Here is an 18166-nt window from a genome sequence, read left to right as displayed (position 1 = left end):
TGAACGTTGCGGTTATCGGGCTACGGATGGTGGCAGCCTTCGCCTGTGCACAGACAGACAGCACAACACTGCCGACATGCACGTCGATGACACCCGCCCCGCCCCTATGACGTTGAAGGTATCGCTCGCCGCTGACCCGTTGGTGTTCCCTGCTCCGGTGGTGTCATCGGCTTGCGCCCGCGTGAAGTCGATGAGGCGGCAAACGGCCCGTCCACCCGCTGTATAGAGTTCATAGCCCGCCGTGAGGGTTGCTGCGTAACGGCCATGAGGAAGTGGTCCCCGAAGTGGTCAGCGGACTCAGCGCGACCCCTGGGCCTGCCGTGGCTGAAAACATTAGCGCGTGGCAGAAGGGCGGAAGCCTTGTGCCTGCTAAGTGGTTGGCCGGGTTTGTGTTCGTAGCGGAGGGTCAGGCGCCGGTAGCCGGTCAGCCAGGCGATGGACCGTTCGATCACCCAGCGGTGTTTGCCGAGTTTGTCGGTGGATTCGATGCTTTTGCGGGCGATGCGCGGGATGATTTGACGCTGACGCAGCCAGTCGCGCAGGGCGGGGATGTCGTAGGCCTTGTCCGCGTGCAGCTTGGCCGGTTTCCGACGCCGGGGTCCTGGCGGGATCGGATCGCCGGCAGCGCGTTGACCAGTGGCTTGAGCGCGTGACTGTCGTGGGTGCTGGCCGCGGAGATCCCGACCGTCAACGGCAAGCCGGCCCGGTCGGACGGCACGTGGATCTTCGAACCGGGCTTGCCGCGACCGACCGGACTCGGACCGGTCAGACTGCCCCCATTTCGCCCTGACGGGCGCTCCGTCCAGGACCGCACGCGACCAGTCGATCAACCCTTGGCCACCCAGTTCGTCCAGCACCGACTGGTGCACCTGCCGCCACAGCCCCGCCTCGGTCCACTCCGTGAACGTCCGATGCGCCGTGGGTACCGACACCCCGAACGACGGCGGCAAGTGCCGCCACGCACAACCGCTGGTCAATACGAACACAATTGCCGTGAACACCGCCCTTGGATCGGTCCGCGCCCGGCCCCCACCCTGCGGACGCTCCCTCGCCGGTGGGATCAGCGGTTCCACCAACACCCACAGATCGTCGGGCACCAACCGTTGCGACAAGATCATGACAGCCCACCGACAGAGAACCAAACGAGACACACTCTAAGGAAAGTCGCATTCAGTCGCGCAACCATGGCATCGGACGAAACGCACAATGGTGGCTGGTCGCTGCTCCCAACCGGAGCCCTTTCGTTGCGGACACGGTCACAGAGGGCACCGACACGGGGTCGATCTGAGCGGCGACGGAATGCCCCAGAACGAACCGAGGCTACGCTCGTGCGGCGTCCACCGGCCACCCGCCCTTCCAGTGACGGCGTGGGAGTGACCCTCGCCGTGGTGAAGAACCGCTTGAACGCGGGGAGCAGGGGCTGCCAGCCGTCGATGTGCGTGGAGTCTGCGCGAACGATGTCGGACAAGGCGTGCACTCGCCGTACCTCTAACTCGGCGAATGCGCTCGCCGATTGGTTCGGGGCGTGGCGGTCCGCAACGGTGCACTCAATCTGCGCATAACACTCCCGCACGCGCGGCGCGGCCACTACCTCGGAAGGCAATGGCGTCAGTCCCGATGGGCGTCAAAGCCGTTTGACGCCGTGCCTGCCGAAGCCGCTGCTTGAAACGCTTCGAGTGCCTGGGCGAGCGCGGCCTGAGGCACGTTGACCACACATTGGCCGTGGTGCTCGAGGCCGGCGCGTGTCTGGGCTGGCCCATCGAATCCGATCCAGAGTCGATCGCCGAGAGGCGCACATGCCGAGAACGGACGCACAAGGGGGCTCCGCACAGGTCCTTGGTGCTGACGAGAACCACCGGAGCCCCGAAGTGCAGCGCTGGAGGATCGATCACCTGGTGGATTCCGTGGGGCCGAAGCCCCCACCCGGGGTGCATCGAGGTGCCGTCGGCCTGTCGCGGTGGTCATGGGAGATCCCGCAGATCCGGTTCAATGAAGCGGGCACGGGCAGCGGCCGAGTGCAGGACCTCTCGCGAGTAGTACTCGTCCATCAGGGAACTGCGAGCGAGCTCGGGGTGAGCGCGCATGAAGTCGTCGAAGTCGAGGTTCGGCGCCTGTTCGGTGAGAGTCCCGATGATGCGCGCCCAGGCCACAGTGAGGGTGTCGTGGTACTTGTCCGGCGCGCCGACACGTTGCGTGAGAGCGCGAAGCCCTCGTCGGGTGAACTCGATCGCCTCGGTCCTGTTGGTCTGCCGCGTACGGGCAAAGACCACCCTGATGTGGTCCAGGTGCGGAAACTCGCGTAGTTCACCCTTGTCGAACAGGTCCACAAGCGTTGCGTCGTCCACAATCCCTCCTTACTACGAGATCGTACTACGAAAGTGTAGTAAATGAGCGGGGCGCTTGTCCACCCGCAGGCGGGGTGACCAGCTTCGCCTACACCGCCTCTGGTGACCTCGCGCGAACCACCGACGCGGCCGGATCACACCTTGGGCGACGGGCGCTTGCGGACAGCCACCTCCTACGACCCGGCCGGCAGGCCGACGTCCACAACAGACTTCCGCGACGGCGACCGGATTCGCTCGGAGCACACCACCTACGACCAGCTGGACAACCCGGTGCGGGTCATCGGGCGCAACGCCGACTGGTCCGTGCACACCGACGTCGAGGTCGGCTACGACCCGCTCGGTCGGGAGACATCCGAGACCATCCACACCGGAAAGGAATCTCTGGTCACCCTCATCAACCGCGACGAGGCCGGGCTGGTGCTGTCCGAGGTCGACCCGCGTGGCACCGCCACCGGAGCCGACCCCGCGCAGTTCACCACCAGCTACACATACGACGGGATCGGCAGGCAAGTCACAGCCACGGCACCTCCCGTGGAGGTCGAGTCGGGAGGTCAGCAGCCCACCACCGCCACACCGGTGACCACCACCGGCTACGACGCCGCGGGCCGGGTCACCAGCACCACCGACGCGCTCAACCAGACCACCACCTACGGCTACGACGAACTGGGCAACCAGCGCCGACGCACCGATCCGCCCGCCCTCTACGGCCAGGCCGGCGTGGCCGCCTGGGCCGAGCAGGCCGAGGCCGTGAACGCGGGCCAGGTCCAGCGCGACCGCCACTGTCCTCCGTGCCCCGCCCGCGCCGGTGTTGGTTCTTGCGCTGTCGGCATGGTGAGTGCTGGTGTCCAGGGCGATATCCACCACCGGCGCCGACGGTTGCGGCCCCGCGCCGCTCCCGCAGCTGTGGGCGCGACGGGAGTGGTGGCCGGGTGTGTGTCCTGACCGTTGGTGTCGTTCTCCTCAAAGCCGACGCCCACCACAAACCTGGCCTACCAGCCCGGAAAACACGAAGTGCGCGCCGAGATAACACTCGAAGCGCACATGTGGGGTTACGGTCTGTGTCCGAGGGGGGAACCACCCCAGAACCCCACGCTCAAGCACCGCGCTGACCTGCAGCTGCCCTGAAAGCGCTCAGTCGAACGGGTTCTCGAGCGCCGTAGTGGCGTCGACGAGTCAAAGTGCGCACCGTCCGCAGCAGGGTCCATTCAGCTGTTTCACAACGACGAACGCTGCGATCACGGTCAGCACCGGGGTGCCGAGCACGGAACTACGGCGCGACTTCTGCGGCACCGGGCTGTACTCGCACACGGCTGACCACACGAGCGGCCATCGCTCACAGGTCCAGCACCAGCCTGGGTGTGCGGGAGCGTGACACGCAAACCATGAGCGAACGACCCTCGGCCCGCTCCGCGTCGGTGAGCACGCTGTCCCTGTGGTCGGGCACTCCCTCGAGCACCCCCGTCTCACAGGTTCCGCACGTGCCCTCCTCACACGAGGACAGCACGAGCACTCCGGCAGCCTCCAGCACCTGCAGCACCGTCCGGTCCGCGGGCACGCTCAGCACCCTGCCGGAGCCCGCCAGCTCCACCTCGAACGCCTCGGCGGTGCCACCGTGCGGTTTCGGGGCGAACCGCTCGACGTGCAGGGCGCCCGGTGGCCAGCCTGCACACGCCCGTTCCACCGCCGCCAGCATCGGTTCGGGGCCGCAGCAATACACAACCGTGCCCGGCCGAGGCGTACTCAACTCGGCCTCGAGGTCGAGCAGGCCCGTTTCGTCCTGCGGACACACCACAACCCGGCCGGGAAAGCGGTTGGCGAGGTCGGCGTGGAAGGCCATGGCCGCCCGGGTCCGGCCTCCGTAGACGAGTCGCCAGGCTGCGCCCCGAGCATCAGCCGCCGCGACCATCGGCAGCAGTGGCGTGATGCCGATCCCGCCCGCGAGGAACAGGTAGCGCTCGGCCGCCACCAGCGGGAAATGGTTTCTCGGCCCGCCCACCTCGACCATGTCGCCGGCGGCGAGCCGATCGTGCACGTGCCGCGAACCACCCCTGCCCCGCGGTTCGCGCAGCACGGCCAGCAGGTACCGGGAGCGGTCGGCGGGGTCCCCGCACAACGAGTACTGCCGCACCAGGCCGTTGCCCAACACGAGGTCGATGTGCGCACCCGGCTGCCACTGCGGTAGCGACAGGCAGCCACGCGGTCGCAGATCGAGTAGCACGACTCCGTCGGCGACCGGCTTCTTCGCGGCCACCACCAGTTCGAGGTTCACGCCGCGCTCCCGAACAGCACGGTCCCCACTAGCGAGGTGTCGTGCGTCGCTGCCGCGAACCGGGAATCGGCGAGCAGCTCCCGCAGAAACGGCGCCGTGGTCGCCACCCCGGGCCCACGCACCACCAGCTCACTCAGCGCGGCTCGCATCGACGCGATCGCCGTCTCCCGATCGCCGCCCCACACCACCACTTTGGCGAGCAGGGAATCGTAGTCCGCGGGAATGCGGTAGCCGCTCGTCAGGTGGGTGTCCACGCGCACGAAAGGCCCTCCCGGAGGGATGAACTCCGTGACCTGGCCCGCGGCGGGCGCGAAACCACGCGCGGGGTCCTCGGCGTTGACGCGGCACTCGATGGCACAGCCCCGCACGGTGATGTCCCGCTGTGCGTAGCCCAGCTGCTCACCACTCGCGATCCGCAACTGCTCGGCCACGAGGTCGAGCCCGGTCACCAGTTCCGTCACCGGGTGCTCGACCTGGAGCCTGCAGTTGACCTCCATGAAGTAGTACCGTCCGTGCGCGTCAACGAGGAACTCGAACGTTCCAGCTCCGACGTAGCCCGCCATGCGCGCGGCCTTGACCGCGGCCTCGCCGAGCTCGGCGAGGCCGCCGGGGGCGAGCCCGGGCGCGGGCGACTCCTCGACGAGTTTCTGATGCCTGCGCTGCACCGAGCAGTCACGGGCACCGAGGTGCACGGCGTCGCCGTAGCGGTCGGCGAGCACCTGGACCTCCACGTGCCGCGCCGACTCGAGGTAACGTTCGACGTAGACTCTGCCGTCGCCGAAGACAGCTTGCGCACCCGCGCGCGTCTGGTGGTACGCCGCGGCGAGATCCGCCCGGTCGCGAACCACGCGCATGCCCCGACCGCCACCGCCGGCAACCGCCTTGATGATCACCGGGTAGCCGATGTCGTCCGCCAGTTCCTCGGCGTCGGCGGCCTGCTCCACGGCCGACGTGACTCCCGGCAGCAGTGGCAGGCCTGCGTCCACCATCAGCGCCCTGGCCATCGCCTTGTCACCGAGCCTGTGCATAACCTGAGCGGGCGGCCCCACGAAGACCAGCCCCTCGTCCTCGCACACCTCTGCGAAGTCGGGGTTCTCAGACAAGAAACCGTAACCGGGGTGAATGGCGTCGGCTCCGGTCCTGCGCGCGGCCTCGATGATCGCCGGAATGCTGAGGTAGCTGCGCTTGGGCGCGGGCGGGCCGATGTGCACCGCCTCGTCGGCGAAGCGGACGACGCCGGAGTCGCGGTCAGCCGTCGAGTACACGGCGACCGTCCGCAGCCCCAGCCTGCGGCACGTGCGCGCGATGCGCAGTGCGATCTCGCCGCGGTTGGCGATGAGCACCGTGTCCACCATCAGCCGGCTCCCACCGGAACCCAGGCCAGCAGTGGCTCCCCGTACTCGACGGGCGTGGCGTCGGGGACGAGGATCTCCGTGACCCGCCCCGCGCGGTCGGCCAGCACCGGGATCATCAGCTTCATCGCCTCGACGATCCCGACCTGCTGGCCGGCGGTGACCGTGTCGCCGACGGACACGAACGGCGTCGCACCGGGCTCGGGCGCACGGTAGAACACGCCGACGGTGGGGGCCTCGATGTGCTGGGTGCCCTCCCCCTGCTCGTCAGGCTCCTCCTGTGCGGCGGCCTCGGTCTCCGGCGGCGCGGCGTGCTCGGGAACCTGGACCGGGTTGGGGACGCCGTCCCAGGACAGCTCCAGTGCCGTGTCGCCCACGGCCACCCTGATCCAGCTAGGCGGGTGGGGTGTCTGGGTAGCGAGCGCGACCACGTTGTCGCGCAAGGCGAACAGGAGACGCTCGGCGGGTTCGGGGTTGGTGGTCACGCGGTCTCCCTCTGCTCGGCATCCTCGATGTCTTGTGCGTCCTCCACGTTCGGCGCCATGCCGAAACGGCGGAACCGAGCCCGGCGGTCGACGACGATGGTCATCGCGTCCAGGGGCATCAACTCGTGCAGGACGCCGGTCAGTGCCTCCCGCAGCGCCGAGGCGGCGGCCGCGTGGTCGGCGCCGCTGCCTCCGTGCGGCTCGGGAACCACGCCATCGATCACACCGAGTTCCAGCAGACTGCGCGCATCGACGCGCAGGGCCTCGGCCGCGCGTGGCGCGGCCTCGGTGTCCTTCCACAGGATCGAGGCACACCCTTCTGGGCTGATCACCGAGTAGACGGCGTTGGAACACATCAGCACCTGGTTCGTGACAGCGAGGGCGAGCGCTCCCCCGCTGCCGCCCTCGCCGATGACGACGGCCACCGTGGGCACCGGAAGGCCCGCCATGAGTCGCAGGTTCTCGGCGATGGCGACGGACTGCCCGTTGCGTTCAGCGTCCGCGCCGGGGTGCGCACCGGCGGTGTCGATCAAGGTGACGACGGGAAGGCCCAGCTTCGCGGCGAGCCGCATGAGCCGCGCCGCCTTGCGATAGCCTGCGGGGCTGGGCATACCGTAGCCGCGCTCGGTCAGCTCGGCCGCGGTGTGGCCCTTCTGTGTGCCGATCACGACGATCGGCACGTCGGCGAGGTAGCCGACACCGCCGACGACGGCGGGGCAGTCGGAGCCGAGCCGGTCGCCGTGCAACTCGACGAATTCGCTCACCAGCATACCGATGTAGTCCAGAGTGGATGGTCGGTCGAGGCTGCGGGCGGCCCGGACGGTCTCCCACGGGTGCCGGTCGGCCAGCTCCCCCGGATCGGTGACCAGCGCGGTGGCCGGTTCCCGCGCGCCGGCATGGGCGGCACCGCTACGTGTGGCGGCGGAGAGTAGCCGGGCCAGCGTTGACCGCAGCTCGTGGCGGGGCCGGATCGCGTCGACGATGCCGTGCTCCAGCAGGAACTCCGCCGTCTGGAAGTCGGCTGGCAGCGACTCCCTGATGGTCTGCTCGATGACTCTGCGGCCCGCGAAACCCAGGCGCGCGCCTGGCTCGGCGATGATCACGTCGCTCAGGGTCGCGAACGAGGCGGCCACACCACCGAACGTAGGGTCGGTCACGATGGTGACCGTCAGCACGCCCGCCTCGTCGAGCTGCCCCAGCGCCTGGCTGGTCTTGGCCATCTGCATGAGCGCGAGCACACCTTCCTGCATGCGGGCACCACCTGAGGCGGTGACGAGCACCAGCGGGGTGCGTTCTCGCAACGCCTGCTCGGCGGCCTGCGTGATCGCCTCGCCCACGGCGGCGCTGAGGCTGCCGCCGAGGAAGCGGAAATCCAGCACGGCCACGATGACCGGATGGCCTTCGATGGCGCCGCGCGCGCACACGGCCGCCTCGTCGAGCCCGGTGCGGATCCGCGCCTTGCGCAGGCGTTCCGGATAGGGCTCAGTGTCGGCGAACCCGAGTGGGTCGCTGTCGGGGATCGTGTGGTCGAGTACCCGCATGGAGCCTTCGTCGAGCAACTGGGCGAGCCGTTGGGGGGCGTTGAGTGCCGCGTGGTGGCCGCACAGGGGGCACACTTTGTCCGCGCGGTCGAAGCTGCGGCCGTAGATCATCTCCCCGCAGCCGGGGCAGAGCAGCCAAACCGAGCCTTGCCTGGTGGTCACGGGATCTCTCCAATCTGCCCGGTGGAGGGAACCGGGCGGTAGCGGGCGCAGGCCGTCGGCAGCCGTACGCCCGCGACACGCAACGCGGCGACCCTGCCCGCGAAGGCAGCGCCGCGCATGAGCTGCCCGGCCAGCTCCGCGACGTTGCGGTTCTCGACCGGTGCGAGGTAGGTGCCCGATGCCCAGGCGTTGAACGCGCCCATGGCGGGGCCGCACCACACCTGGTAGTCCGCAGACCGTTCGGGATCGCCGGTCATGCTCCACCGCGACGACAGGCCGAGGTACCAGCGGAAGGTGAGCGCCATCCTCCGCTTCGGGTCGTCCTGCGCCCGCTCAATCTGGGCAGGGTCCCGCTCGGCGAAGTAGGCCACGGTCTCCTGCCACACGTCGGCCAGCGGGCGCCGGAACACCTTGGCCTCCAGCTCGGCCCGCTGTTCGGCCGGGATGTCGTCGACTCCGGCGCACGAGCGGTACAGCTCGTAGAGCTTCTTGGCTCTACTGGCGAACAGCGTGCCGCGTTTGAGCACCTGCACGTCGACGCCGAGCTCGAACATGTCGGAGGACGGGGCCATCTCGCAGTCGGCGACGTCGGCGGTGGCGAGCAGCCGCTTGACCGCCGCCGACTGGCCCGACTCGACGGCGGCCTGGTTGATGGAGCCGGTGACGACGTAGGCGGCGCCCATCGCGAAGGCCGCGTAGGCGGCGTCGGGGGTGCCGATCCCGCCCGCGGCGCCGACGCGTACCGGCCTGCGGTAACCGAGGTCGGCCTGCACGGCGTCACGCGCCCTGATCAGCTCGGGCAGTAGCACGGTGAGCGGGCGACGGTCGGTGTGCCCGCCCGAGTCGGCCTCGGCGGTGATGTCGTCGGCCATGGGAACGGTGCGGGCCAGCTCAGCCTGCTCACCGGTGATGGCACCGGCCGAGACCAGTTCGCGCAGGGTCTCCTCGGGGGCGGGCCGGAGGAACCGTTCGGCCACCTCGGCCCTGGACACCTTGGCGACCACGCGGTGCCCGATGTGGACACTGCCGTCCGCACCGCGGCTGAGACCGGCGGCGCGGTAGCGCACGATCTGCGGCGTGAGGTCGAGGAAGGCCGATGCCTCGACACACCTCACCCGGTGCCGAAGGCACAGGTCCACGGTGGACCGTTCCATCGCGGGCTCGCTCGGGCTGTGGATGAGGTTGCAGGCGAACGGCGCACCCGCGACCTGCCTGCTGATGGTGTCGAGCGCGGCGTCGACGGTGTCCGGGACGCTCGAGGCCGCGCCGTAGGAGGCCAGGTGGCCTGCCTTCGCCATCGCGACGACGAGCCGCTCCGATGCGATGCCGTTGGCCATGGCACCGCTCATGTAGGCGTAACGCACGCCGTGGTCACGCCGGAACTCCGGGGAGCCCAGGCGCTCGGGCGCCACCGGCGGGGCCGCGGCCAGCACCCTGGCACCGGCCGCTCTCGCCGCGCGTTCGTCGGTGGTCGCCGCCGCGCCACCGTGATCGAGCACGTAGCACGGCGCCGCGAGCTCGGCCAGCACCCCGTAGAGCTCGCCGGGGGTTCTGGCGAGGGCCTGCGCCGCGGTCATGACCGCGCTCCGCGGAGCTCCACAGCCACGTTCTCCAGGTGGTAGATACGCATACCCGGCTTCCACACACTCGCGTCGCCGATGACGGTGACCCGCTCGTGGTCGGCACGCACGTCCTTGAGGTGCACCTCCAACGTCATCTCCTTGTCGGTGGCCAGAATCTGACCCCGGTAGCGCCACGTCATGGGCACACCGGCGGGCAGCACGAACTCCGGCTCAGGCAGGTCCGCGGCAAGACCGGAGTCGACGAGCCACTCCTGCATCGCCTGGATCACCGCCTCCACCCCGAGCGAGCCGGGCATCACCGGGTCGAGATGGAAGTGGCGACGGAAGAACCAGTCGTCCTCGCGCACCGGGCGCACGGCGCGTAGGTAGCCTCGGCCGTAGTCGCCACCGTCATCGACGACCTGCACATGATCGAGCAGGTGCAGGTGACCGGTGTTGCGGGCCGGACCATGCGGCCCGCGCGCTCCGACCTCGATGGTCCGTACGGGCGGGGTGACGAGCTGGCGTTCCAGCCAGGTCGGCACGTACCCGCCGCCGTCGAGACCGGTCTGATTGGCCAGCGCCTGCTCGGAGAAAAACCCGAACAGCGACTCGCCCCGGTAGAACGGTTCGCCGTCGACGCTGAGCTCGTAGGAGAAGCTCTGCAGCACCGCACCGCTCAGGACGCTGGTGCTCAGCAGCTCGGAACGCTGCTGGATCGTGCAGTCCCGCAGGTCGACCTCGCGCAGCACGGTGGCTGTGCCGTCGAGGTTGCGCAGGCTGTAGTCCTCCTGCGGGTCGGTCAGGGTCGCCCCGAGGTAGTAGCCGAGCAGCAGCGCCGACTGCAGCGACGTTTCCATGTAGATGACGTTGGGCATCGACGCGTTGGCCGACTCCAGGTAGTACCAGCAGTCGGCCGGCGAGTCGTACTCGCTGACGGCACGTCCCGCCTGCAGCTGGTGGCGCGTGCCTTCCACTGTCATGAGCCGGTCGCAAAGGCGCAGACCGCCGCTGGGCATGCGGGTGGCGCGCCTACCCGCATAGTGGGCGAACTCGGGCCCGAGGATGATGGCCAGGTCTCCCCGCGAGCTGTGGATCATGTGGAACTCACCGAGCAGGGCCGGTTCACCCTGGGCGTTGCGGCGGCCGAGGAACCGCGGCACCACGCCGCCGGTCTCGGGTCCCACCGGCACGCCCGGCCGCTCTCTGACTTCCAGCCGCAACCCGTGCACTCTGGCCGCGACGACCCCCGATACGGTCAGCTCCGCCTCGGCGGTGAGCCAGGGCCGGGGGATCATGTCCACGTCGGACACCTCGATGCTCAGCTCGGCCGGAGCGTCCGGCAGCGCCTCGGTGAGCTCGACCTCGGCGGGACCGAACTCGAATGCGGCATCGGCGAAGCACAGGTGCAGCCCCGCCTGAAGCGCGAACACCTGCGCGGCCTGGGCGACGGCCTCCAGCACTGCCGCCACCGGGTCGCTGGGCGCACCGGGCAGCACGCAGCGCGCCCGCAGCGCGCCGCGGTTCCACCTGCCTGCCCCGCGGTCGACGCCGAGCACATCGGTCACCAGCCCTTGCGTGGTGCTCAGCAGCCGGACCTGGGGATTGTCGCCGCGCTGGTCGTAGGCCGCGCCGAACACCCCCGCCATGTCACCTTCACGCAGCTTCTCCAGTTCGGCGTGGCCCAGCCGGGTCGCCGCGGTGCGGGCGAGGGGTTTGAACGCGCCCTCTGTGGTGGCGGGCGCGGGCAGCTCGCGCGGCGCGAGCCTGTCCATCGAGGTCGACAGCACGGCGAGGCCATGGCTGTCCGTGCGCTGCGCCGTCGCCAGGAACACCCGTCGCCGCTGCGGTGGGACCGCCTCGGGGGTGGCGACCGCGATCCGGGCGATACGCAGCCGCTGCAGCGCCTCCTGGGCGCCGAGCGCCGAGGCGTGGGCGGCGACGACGCTCTCGCGGATCCGGCGCAGGACATGGCCGCCACCGGCAGCTCCGGGTGTGGCGGCGGGTGCCGCGGCGCGCGCCTCGGGGGCGGTCAGCGGGGCGAGGGCGTCGAAGGCCTCGCCGTCGAAGGCGAGGGCGTCGTCGAAGGTGGTGGTCATCGGGACTCCGTCTCGCGCAGCCGGACCGCCTCGGCGAACTTCGCCCGCAGGTCCGCGGTGGCCACGATCGTCACGTCGGTCAAGCGTTGCAGGACACCGCCGCCGGGCTCGCACACCGACACGTCGACCGTGACGGTCATCGGGCCGTCCCTGAGGTTGCCGACCACGGCGACGAACGGCTCACCGGCGGGCAGCGGCGCGAAGAACTCCCAGCGCGCTATCGCGAGCGGCAGACAGCCCGCGTCGAGGAACCACACGCCGAGCACGGCCGCGGACTGGAGGACGACGTCGCCGAGGACGGGGCTGTGCAGTGCGGCCGCGTAGCCACCGCCCGCGACGGGCGTGTCGGTGAGCCTGCACTCGGTGACGAGCCTGCGGGGCTCGCGTTCGAGAATGCGCCGCACCCCCTGCAGCAGTGGTCCGTGGAACAGGTCCGCGTCGGCATAGGTGCACAGCCCGTTCTCGGGTCCCTCGCCCACGACGTACCCGGGCAGCGTGGGACCCGGCGCGGGCTCAGGGGAGAGCACGAAGACCGCCCGGTAGTGGGACTGCCTGGCACCGTCGGGGCCGGAGAGCACCGCGGCGGGGACGACGAGCCGGTCGTCGGCGTCGACCTCACCGGGCTCGGCGTGCAGCCAGTACTCCGGTTCCTGGCCGCCGTCGAACACGATGCCGCGTTGCACGTCGAAGCCACGCACTTCGACCACCTTCAGCCCGGGATTCGCGCGCTCCACAATGGACGCCATCCAGCCGAGGGCCGCCGAAGCGGGCAGGACGGGATGCGCGCCGATGCGGTGGTCGGCGATCACGGGATCGGCCGCGACGGTGGCGATGTCCCTGCGGGCGAGCAGCCCTGGTGTGGGCGCGGCGACCGGCGGCTCGCTGAGCGTGGTGGCGGGCCCGGCGAGCACCTCGACGTCGTCGTGACGGGTGGTCGCGAACTGCTCGGTGAACATCCTGGCGCCGGTGTCCGGCGGCAGCAGCGGCACTCCCCTGGCGAGAAAGACCTCGCGCAGTTCCGGCGTGACCATGCCGCCGTCCCAAGCGCCCCAGTCGATCGCGGTGACCCGCCGACCCGGCTCGGACCGCTTCCAGGTGGCGGCGAGCCTGCCGAGCGCCTGGTTGGCCATCGCGTAGTCGGCCTGTCCCGTGTTGCCGTACACCCCGGCGACCGAGGCGAACAGCAGCAGGTGCCGCAGCGGCGCGCTGCTGAGTGCGTCGAGCACCGCCCGCAGGCCGGTGAGCTTCGCGCCGAGCACGGTGCGCACGGCCTCGGGTGTCTTGTCGGCGAGCCTGGCGTCGGCGAGAGCGCCCGCGCCGTGAACGACGCCGGTGACCCGTGGGGCATGCTCGGCGAGCGCGGCACGCACGGCGGCGGCGTCGGTGACATCGACGGCGACGTAGGTGGCCCTGGCTCCACTGGCCCGCAGTGCATCGAGCGTTTCCTGGATTTCCCTGCGGGCCAGCAGCTCGCGGTAGCGGCGTTCGATCTCGCGGGGCGTCAGCTCGCCACCTTCGGCGCGCATGGCCTCGATGAGCGCGGGCTTGAGACCGCCCTCCGCGACGCCCTCCGCCCAGGACGGAAGGTCACCATGGTGAGTACGGCCGAGTAGGAGGTACTCACCCCCGCATCGGTCGGCGAGGGCACGCACGCAGGCCGCGGTGACCCCCCGAGCCCCTCCCGTGACGACCAGGACCTCGTCGTCGGCCAGCTCCGCCGCGGGCTCGAGCTCGTCGTCGCGCTCGGCGAACCGCGGTGTCCAGCGGCGGCCTTCGGCATCGATGCCCACCTCGGTGGTGGTGAGGTCGGCATCGCTGATCTCGGCGAGCAACAGGTCGGCGACCGTGCCCTCGGGTAGCTCGGGCGCCAGATCGACAGAGCGGCTGAAGACCGAGGGCTCCTCGTGGCGCAGCGTCTTGACCAGCCCCGCGACGCCGCCGAGCATCGCGTCCGCCTCGGCGGCGGTGCCGTGGTGGCCGAGTCCGCCGTCGAGCCGGGTGACGGTGACGAAGGCAGCCCTACCGCCGCCAGCGGTCTCGGTGAGCTTGGGAAGGACGTGCTTGGCGAGCAGCAACGTGCCCGCGAGCGTCTCCGTGGCGGCCGCCCAGTCGCGGGCCGCGAGGGTCACCAGGCACAGGTCGATCCTGCCGAGCTTGCCGACCTGCTCGGCGAGCATCCGCTCGGCGGTGGCGGCGTCCCAGGAGAGGTCACGCTCCAGGAGCACGACCTGCCAGCCGCGCCGTTCGAGGGTCTCGGCGAGGCGGCCGGAGGTCACGACGGCGACGGGATCGGCGGCGTAAGCACCGCGCACCTCGTCGACGGCGGGCAGCCGAGTCAGCTCCAGGTGCAGGCGCGTGATCTCGGGTGGGGCGGCGACGGGTTCGACCGTGCTGGCAGGTGGCTGCTCCGTGTCCGCAGGGGCGGCGGTCAGGAACCGGACCACGTCGGCCACCGTCCGCAACTCACCCACCTGCTCCGGCGACACGGCGGGCAACTCCGGAAAACGCTCCCCCAACGCACCCAGAATCTGCACCCGCTTGATCGAATCAACCCCCAGATCCGCCTCCAAATCCATCGACGAATCCACCAACTCCACCGGATAACCCGTCTTCTCCGCCACCACCTCCACCAACACCGACTCCACATCACCCGACCCCACAACAGGCGCCGCAGCGACCGCCTCAGCAGGCGCGGCGGTCAGGAACCCGACCACGTCGGCCACCGTCCGCAACTCACCCACCTGCTCCGGCGACACGGCGGGCAACTCCGGAAAACGCTCCCCCAACGCACCCAGAATCTGCACCCGCTTGATCGAATCAACCCCCAGATCCGCCTCCAAATCCATCGACGAATCCACCAACTCCACCGGATAACCCGTCTTCTCCGCCACCACCTCCACCAACACCGACTCCACATCACCCGACCCCACAACAGGCGCCGCAGCGACCGCCTCAGCAGGCGCGGCCTGCGGCGTGTCCCGTGGCCGCGGGACAGAGGGGGTCTCGGCCGCGGGCGGCCGTACCGGGCCGGGCTGGGTGGTGGGCTCTGGCGCGGTCGCCGGTTCGGGCCGCGCGGCGGGCGGCGACCATCCCGGTGCCGGGTGCTCGGCCGTCGTGCCGCCCAGCTCGCGTTCGGCGAGCGCGGCCAGAATCTCGTTGACACGCACGTGGGTCTCACCGATGGCCACGCTGTGTCCGGTGACGGCCTCCACGGCTGCCTGCGCACCCGGGGTGGTGGCGTGCTCGAGTGCCTCGACGAGGCCGTCCGCGATCCGCAGCTGCCCCTCCACGTAGCGGCTGTGCAGGTCCAGATGCTTGGCGGCGAGCTCGCCGAAGCCGTCGGCGACGGGCGGTTCGGGACGCGAATCCGCCGCGGGGGGCCCTACCGGGGCGATCGCCGCCGAGGGCTCCGGCAGGGCAGGAGCGGCGGGCGGCCCGGCCTCGATCGGTCCGGCGGGAGGCGTGACGGGCGTGACGGGCGTGACGGGCGTGACGGGCGCAGCCTCGGCGGTGCTGATCTGGTAGGCGCCGTCCAGTGCGGCCGCATACGCGGCCTCGCGGCTGTCGGGAACGTAGTCGTGGCCGGTGAGGGTCACGGTCATGCCCTCGGGGCGCGGCACCTGGAGCGGCTCGGCGTCGAACCGGTTGATGTCGTGGACCGGCGCACCGACTACGGCCAGCTGTACCGCGGCGCGCCGCAGCGCCAGGTCGCTGTCGATCGATGCGCCGAGGTCGGTCGCAATGGCGAGGACCTCGTCGGCGCCGAGGATGCGTTCGGCCAGCTGACTCAGCACGCGCTTGGGTCCGAACTCGACGAACACGGTGCAGCCCGAGGCGCGCAGTGCGCGCACCCCGTCGACGAACTCGACCGGGCGGCGCAGTTGCTCGGCCAGGTTCCGCCGGTTGGCGTCGGCGTCCGCTCCGTAGGTGGCACCCGCGGTGTTGGCGAACACCGGTTTGGCAGGCGCGCCGATCTCCACGCCGGCCAGCGCCTCCGCGAAGGCGTCGACGGCGTGCTCGACCCGCTCGGTGTGGAAGGCGGCGGCGACGGGAAGCGGCGTCGCACCGATGCCATGCCGCTTGCAGGCGGCGGCCACCTCCGCGACGGCGAGCGTCGACCCACCCACCACGACCTGGTCGGGAGCGTTGTGGTTGCAGACGCTGACCCCAGGGTGCGCGGAGAGCAGTTCGGTCACAGTGGTTCGGTCGGCCTCGAGCGCGAGCATGGCCCCCGCGTCGAAGTCGGGGTCGGCCGGAGGGGCCATCGCGAGGCCACGTGCGCGGGCCAGCGCGAAGAACGCCGCGTCGTCGAGCGCGCCCGCCGCCCACAGTGCGGTCAGCTCGCCGAAGCTGTGCCCGAGAAAGCCCGCGCAGTCCAGGCCGAGCGCGGTGAGGAAACGGAACTGTCCCGCGGCGAGTGCGCCGATGCCGGGCTGGGCGTTCTCGGTGCGGCGCAGCACCAGGTCGCTGTCCGCGCGCGTGGACCCGTCGAACGACGCCGGTGGGAACACCACCTCGGCGAGGGTCCGCTCCGCGCCCGCGAAGGCGGCGTTGGCGTCGTCGAACGCGCTCGCGACGAGGGGGTTGTTGAGCACGGCCGACAGTCCCATGTCGACGTACTGGCTGCCCTGGCCCGCGAACAGCGCGCCGATCCGCACGTCGGGTAGCGCCCTGCGGCGGTAGAACACACCCGAGGGGTGCGACCAGCTCTCGGCGGCCGGATCCGCGGCCAGCGACTCGATCGCGGTCGCGCGCAACGACTCGGCCTCGCCGAGCGACGCGAAACCGACCCGGGCGTGCTCCTGCGGCACGATGTCCCTGCTGGGCTCCGCGCCCGAGCGCAGCAGCTCGAGCAGGCTCTCCGGGTCTGGCGCGTGCCACAGGTGCGCCTTCGCGGTTCCGTGGTGGGTCCGGATCGCCGCGCGGTCGGCGCTGGCTTCCTCCACCACGACGTGGAAGTTCGTGCCGCCGAAGCCCATCGCCGAGGCGGCGGCCCTGCGCACCGGCCGTTTCGGATCGGCGATCCACGGCCTGGTGGTGGTGTTGAGGTAGAAGCCGGAGTCCGCGAAGTCGACAGTCGTGTTCGGACGATCCACATTGATCGTCGGTGGCAGCGTCTTGTGGTACAGCGACAGCGCGAGTTTGATGAGGCTCGCCGCACCTGCGGCGCCCTTGGTGTGGCCGATCTGTGACTTGACACTGCCGATGGCGGCGAACCGCTTCTCGTCGGTGGCCTCGCGCAGCAGTTCGTCGAGCGCGGTCAGCTCCGTGCGGTCACCGACCCTGGTGCCGGTGGCATGGGCTTCGAACAGGCCGATGGAAGCCGGGGAGACGCCGGCGTCGGCGTAGGCACGGCGCAGTGCCAGAGCCTGTCCCTCGGCGCGCGGGGCGTAGATGCTCTTGAACCGGCCGTCGCTCGAGGACCCGACACCGCGGATGACGGCGTAGACCCGGTCGCCGTCGCGCTGGGCGTCGGCGAGCCGCTTCAGCGCGAGCATGCCGATTCCCTCGCCAACGAGGGTGCCGTCGGCGTCGTCGTCGAACGGGCGGATGCGCCCGGACTTCGACAGTGCCTGCGTCTTGCTGAAGCACATGTAGCCGAAGATCGAGTTCTCGGTGTCGCAGCCACCGGTGATCATCATGTCTGCGCGGCCCGAGACGAGCTCACCGATGGCGATGTGCACGGCCGAGAGCGAGCTGGCGCACGCGGCATCCACCGTGAGGTTCATGCCACCGAGATCGAGCCGGTTGGCGATCCGGCCGGCGATGACGTTGGCCAGCAGCCCGGGAAAGGAGTTCTCCTCCCACTGCGGGAACGCCTCGACGTAGCGCGCGGCGATCTCCTCGGCGTCCTGTTCCGACAGGCCGCAGCTGCGCACGACGGCCCGCAGCACCGGTGTGCTCAGCCGCGCGGCGAGCGGGTGCGACAGGGTGGTCGGTCCCGCGGAGCCCAGCACGACGCCCGTTCGCGAGGGGTCGTACCAGTCGGAGCCGACGGCCCCCGCGTCACTCAGCAGGTCACGCGCGACACCGAGGCTCAGCAGCTGTACGGCCGTGGTGACCTCGAGCTGTTTGGGCGGCAGGCCCCATTCCAGCGGGCTGAACGGCACGTCCGGCACGAACCCGCCGCGCGTGCAGTAGGTCTTGTCCGGTGCGCTCGGGTCGGGATCGTAGTAGTCCTCGGCCCGCCAGCGAGACGGGGGTACCTCCTCGGTGCAGTCGGCGGCGTCGACGACGTTCTGCCAGAAGTCGCGGTAGGTGTGTGCCATGGGGAACAGGCCGGCGACACCCACGATGGCGATCGGGTTGCGCGCGGGCTGTTCCGGGTGGTGCTGCTTCACAAGGATCCCT

Annotated in this window: 10 protein-coding genes; 1 reads left to right on the top strand and 9 read right to left on the bottom strand. The window is 70.5% G+C overall.

Features of this window, described 5'->3' with window-relative positions:
- Positions 1 to 104: 104 nt before the first annotated feature.
- The gene (locus tag FHU38_RS11185) at positions 105 to 1118 is read right to left on the bottom strand and encodes an IS5 family transposase (protein WP_390623269.1); all 1014 of its coding nucleotides are present in this window, start codon (positions 1116 to 1118) and stop codon (positions 105 to 107) included.
- Between the two features lie 843 nt (positions 1119 to 1961).
- A complete protein-coding gene (locus tag FHU38_RS11180; protein ID WP_167169891.1) occupies positions 1962 to 2345 on the bottom strand; it encodes a hypothetical protein in 384 nt (127 codons plus the stop codon).
- A gap of 102 nt (positions 2346 to 2447) precedes the next feature.
- Here FHU38_RS11180 and FHU38_RS11175 point away from each other — a divergent pair, with 102 nt between their 5' ends.
- Positions 2448 to 3287: an RHS repeat domain-containing protein gene (locus FHU38_RS11175; RefSeq protein ID WP_313886734.1), complete on the top strand. Its 840-nt coding sequence runs from the start codon at positions 2448 to 2450 to the stop codon at positions 3285 to 3287.
- Between the two features lie 391 nt (positions 3288 to 3678).
- Here FHU38_RS11175 and FHU38_RS11170 read toward each other — a convergent pair whose 3' ends face one another.
- The 7 genes from FHU38_RS11170 to FHU38_RS27740 are packed head-to-tail and all read right to left on the bottom strand — an operon-like array spanning position 3679 to position 18156.
- Positions 3679 to 4614, bottom strand: coding sequence for a PDR/VanB family oxidoreductase (locus tag FHU38_RS11170; RefSeq protein WP_167169888.1), 936 nt, complete (start codon positions 4612 to 4614; stop codon positions 3679 to 3681).
- Positions 4611 to 5969, bottom strand: a complete 1359-nt coding sequence (locus FHU38_RS11165; RefSeq protein ID WP_167169885.1) for an acetyl-CoA carboxylase biotin carboxylase subunit — start codon at positions 5967 to 5969, stop codon at positions 4611 to 4613. Before FHU38_RS11165 ends, FHU38_RS11170 begins: the two co-directional genes overlap by 4 nt.
- Positions 5969 to 6451: an acetyl-CoA carboxylase biotin carboxyl carrier protein gene (locus FHU38_RS11160; protein ID WP_167169882.1), complete on the bottom strand. Its 483-nt coding sequence runs from the start codon at positions 6449 to 6451 to the stop codon at positions 5969 to 5971. The genes FHU38_RS11165 and FHU38_RS11160 overlap by 1 nt, the downstream gene beginning before the upstream one ends.
- Positions 6448 to 8154 (bottom strand): acetyl-CoA carboxylase, carboxyltransferase subunit beta, encoded by a 1707-nt coding sequence (accD, locus tag FHU38_RS11155; protein WP_167169879.1) that lies wholly within the window; start codon positions 8152 to 8154, stop codon positions 6448 to 6450. Before accD ends, FHU38_RS11160 begins: the two co-directional genes overlap by 4 nt.
- A complete protein-coding gene (locus tag FHU38_RS11150; protein ID WP_167169876.1) occupies positions 8151 to 9731 on the bottom strand; it encodes a PfaD family polyunsaturated fatty acid/polyketide biosynthesis protein in 1581 nt (526 codons plus the stop codon). The genes accD and FHU38_RS11150 overlap by 4 nt, the downstream gene beginning before the upstream one ends.
- A complete protein-coding gene (locus FHU38_RS11145; protein ID WP_167169873.1) occupies positions 9728 to 11815 on the bottom strand; it encodes a beta-hydroxydecanoyl-ACP dehydratase in 2088 nt (695 codons plus the stop codon). Before FHU38_RS11145 ends, FHU38_RS11150 begins: the two co-directional genes overlap by 4 nt.
- Positions 11812 to 18156, bottom strand: coding sequence for a type I polyketide synthase (locus FHU38_RS27740; protein WP_208415631.1), 6345 nt, complete (start codon positions 18154 to 18156; stop codon positions 11812 to 11814). Before FHU38_RS27740 ends, FHU38_RS11145 begins: the two co-directional genes overlap by 4 nt.
- Positions 18157 to 18166 lie beyond the last annotated feature (10 nt).

This window comes from Saccharomonospora amisosensis, assembly GCF_011761185.1.
In the GTDB taxonomy this organism is placed as follows: domain Bacteria; phylum Actinomycetota; class Actinomycetes; order Mycobacteriales; family Pseudonocardiaceae; genus Saccharomonospora_A; species Saccharomonospora_A amisosensis.
Note: the sequence above shows the minus strand (reverse complement) of the source record. Positions and strands in the feature narration are given on the sequence as shown.

Coding starts and splice junctions, on each gene's coding strand:
- FHU38_RS11165 (WP_167169885.1), bottom strand. CDS start 5,969: ATGGTGGACACGGTGCTCATCGCCAACCGCGGCGAGATCGCACTGCGC.
- FHU38_RS11145 (WP_167169873.1), bottom strand. CDS start 11,815: ATGACCACCACCTTCGACGACGCCCTCGCCTTCGACGGCGAGGCCTTC.
- FHU38_RS11185 (WP_390623269.1), bottom strand. CDS start 1,118: ATGATCTTGTCGCAACGGTTGGTGCCCGACGATCTGTGGGTGTTGGTG.
- FHU38_RS11150 (WP_167169876.1), bottom strand. CDS start 9,731: ATGACCGCGGCGCAGGCCCTCGCCAGAACCCCCGGCGAGCTCTACGGG.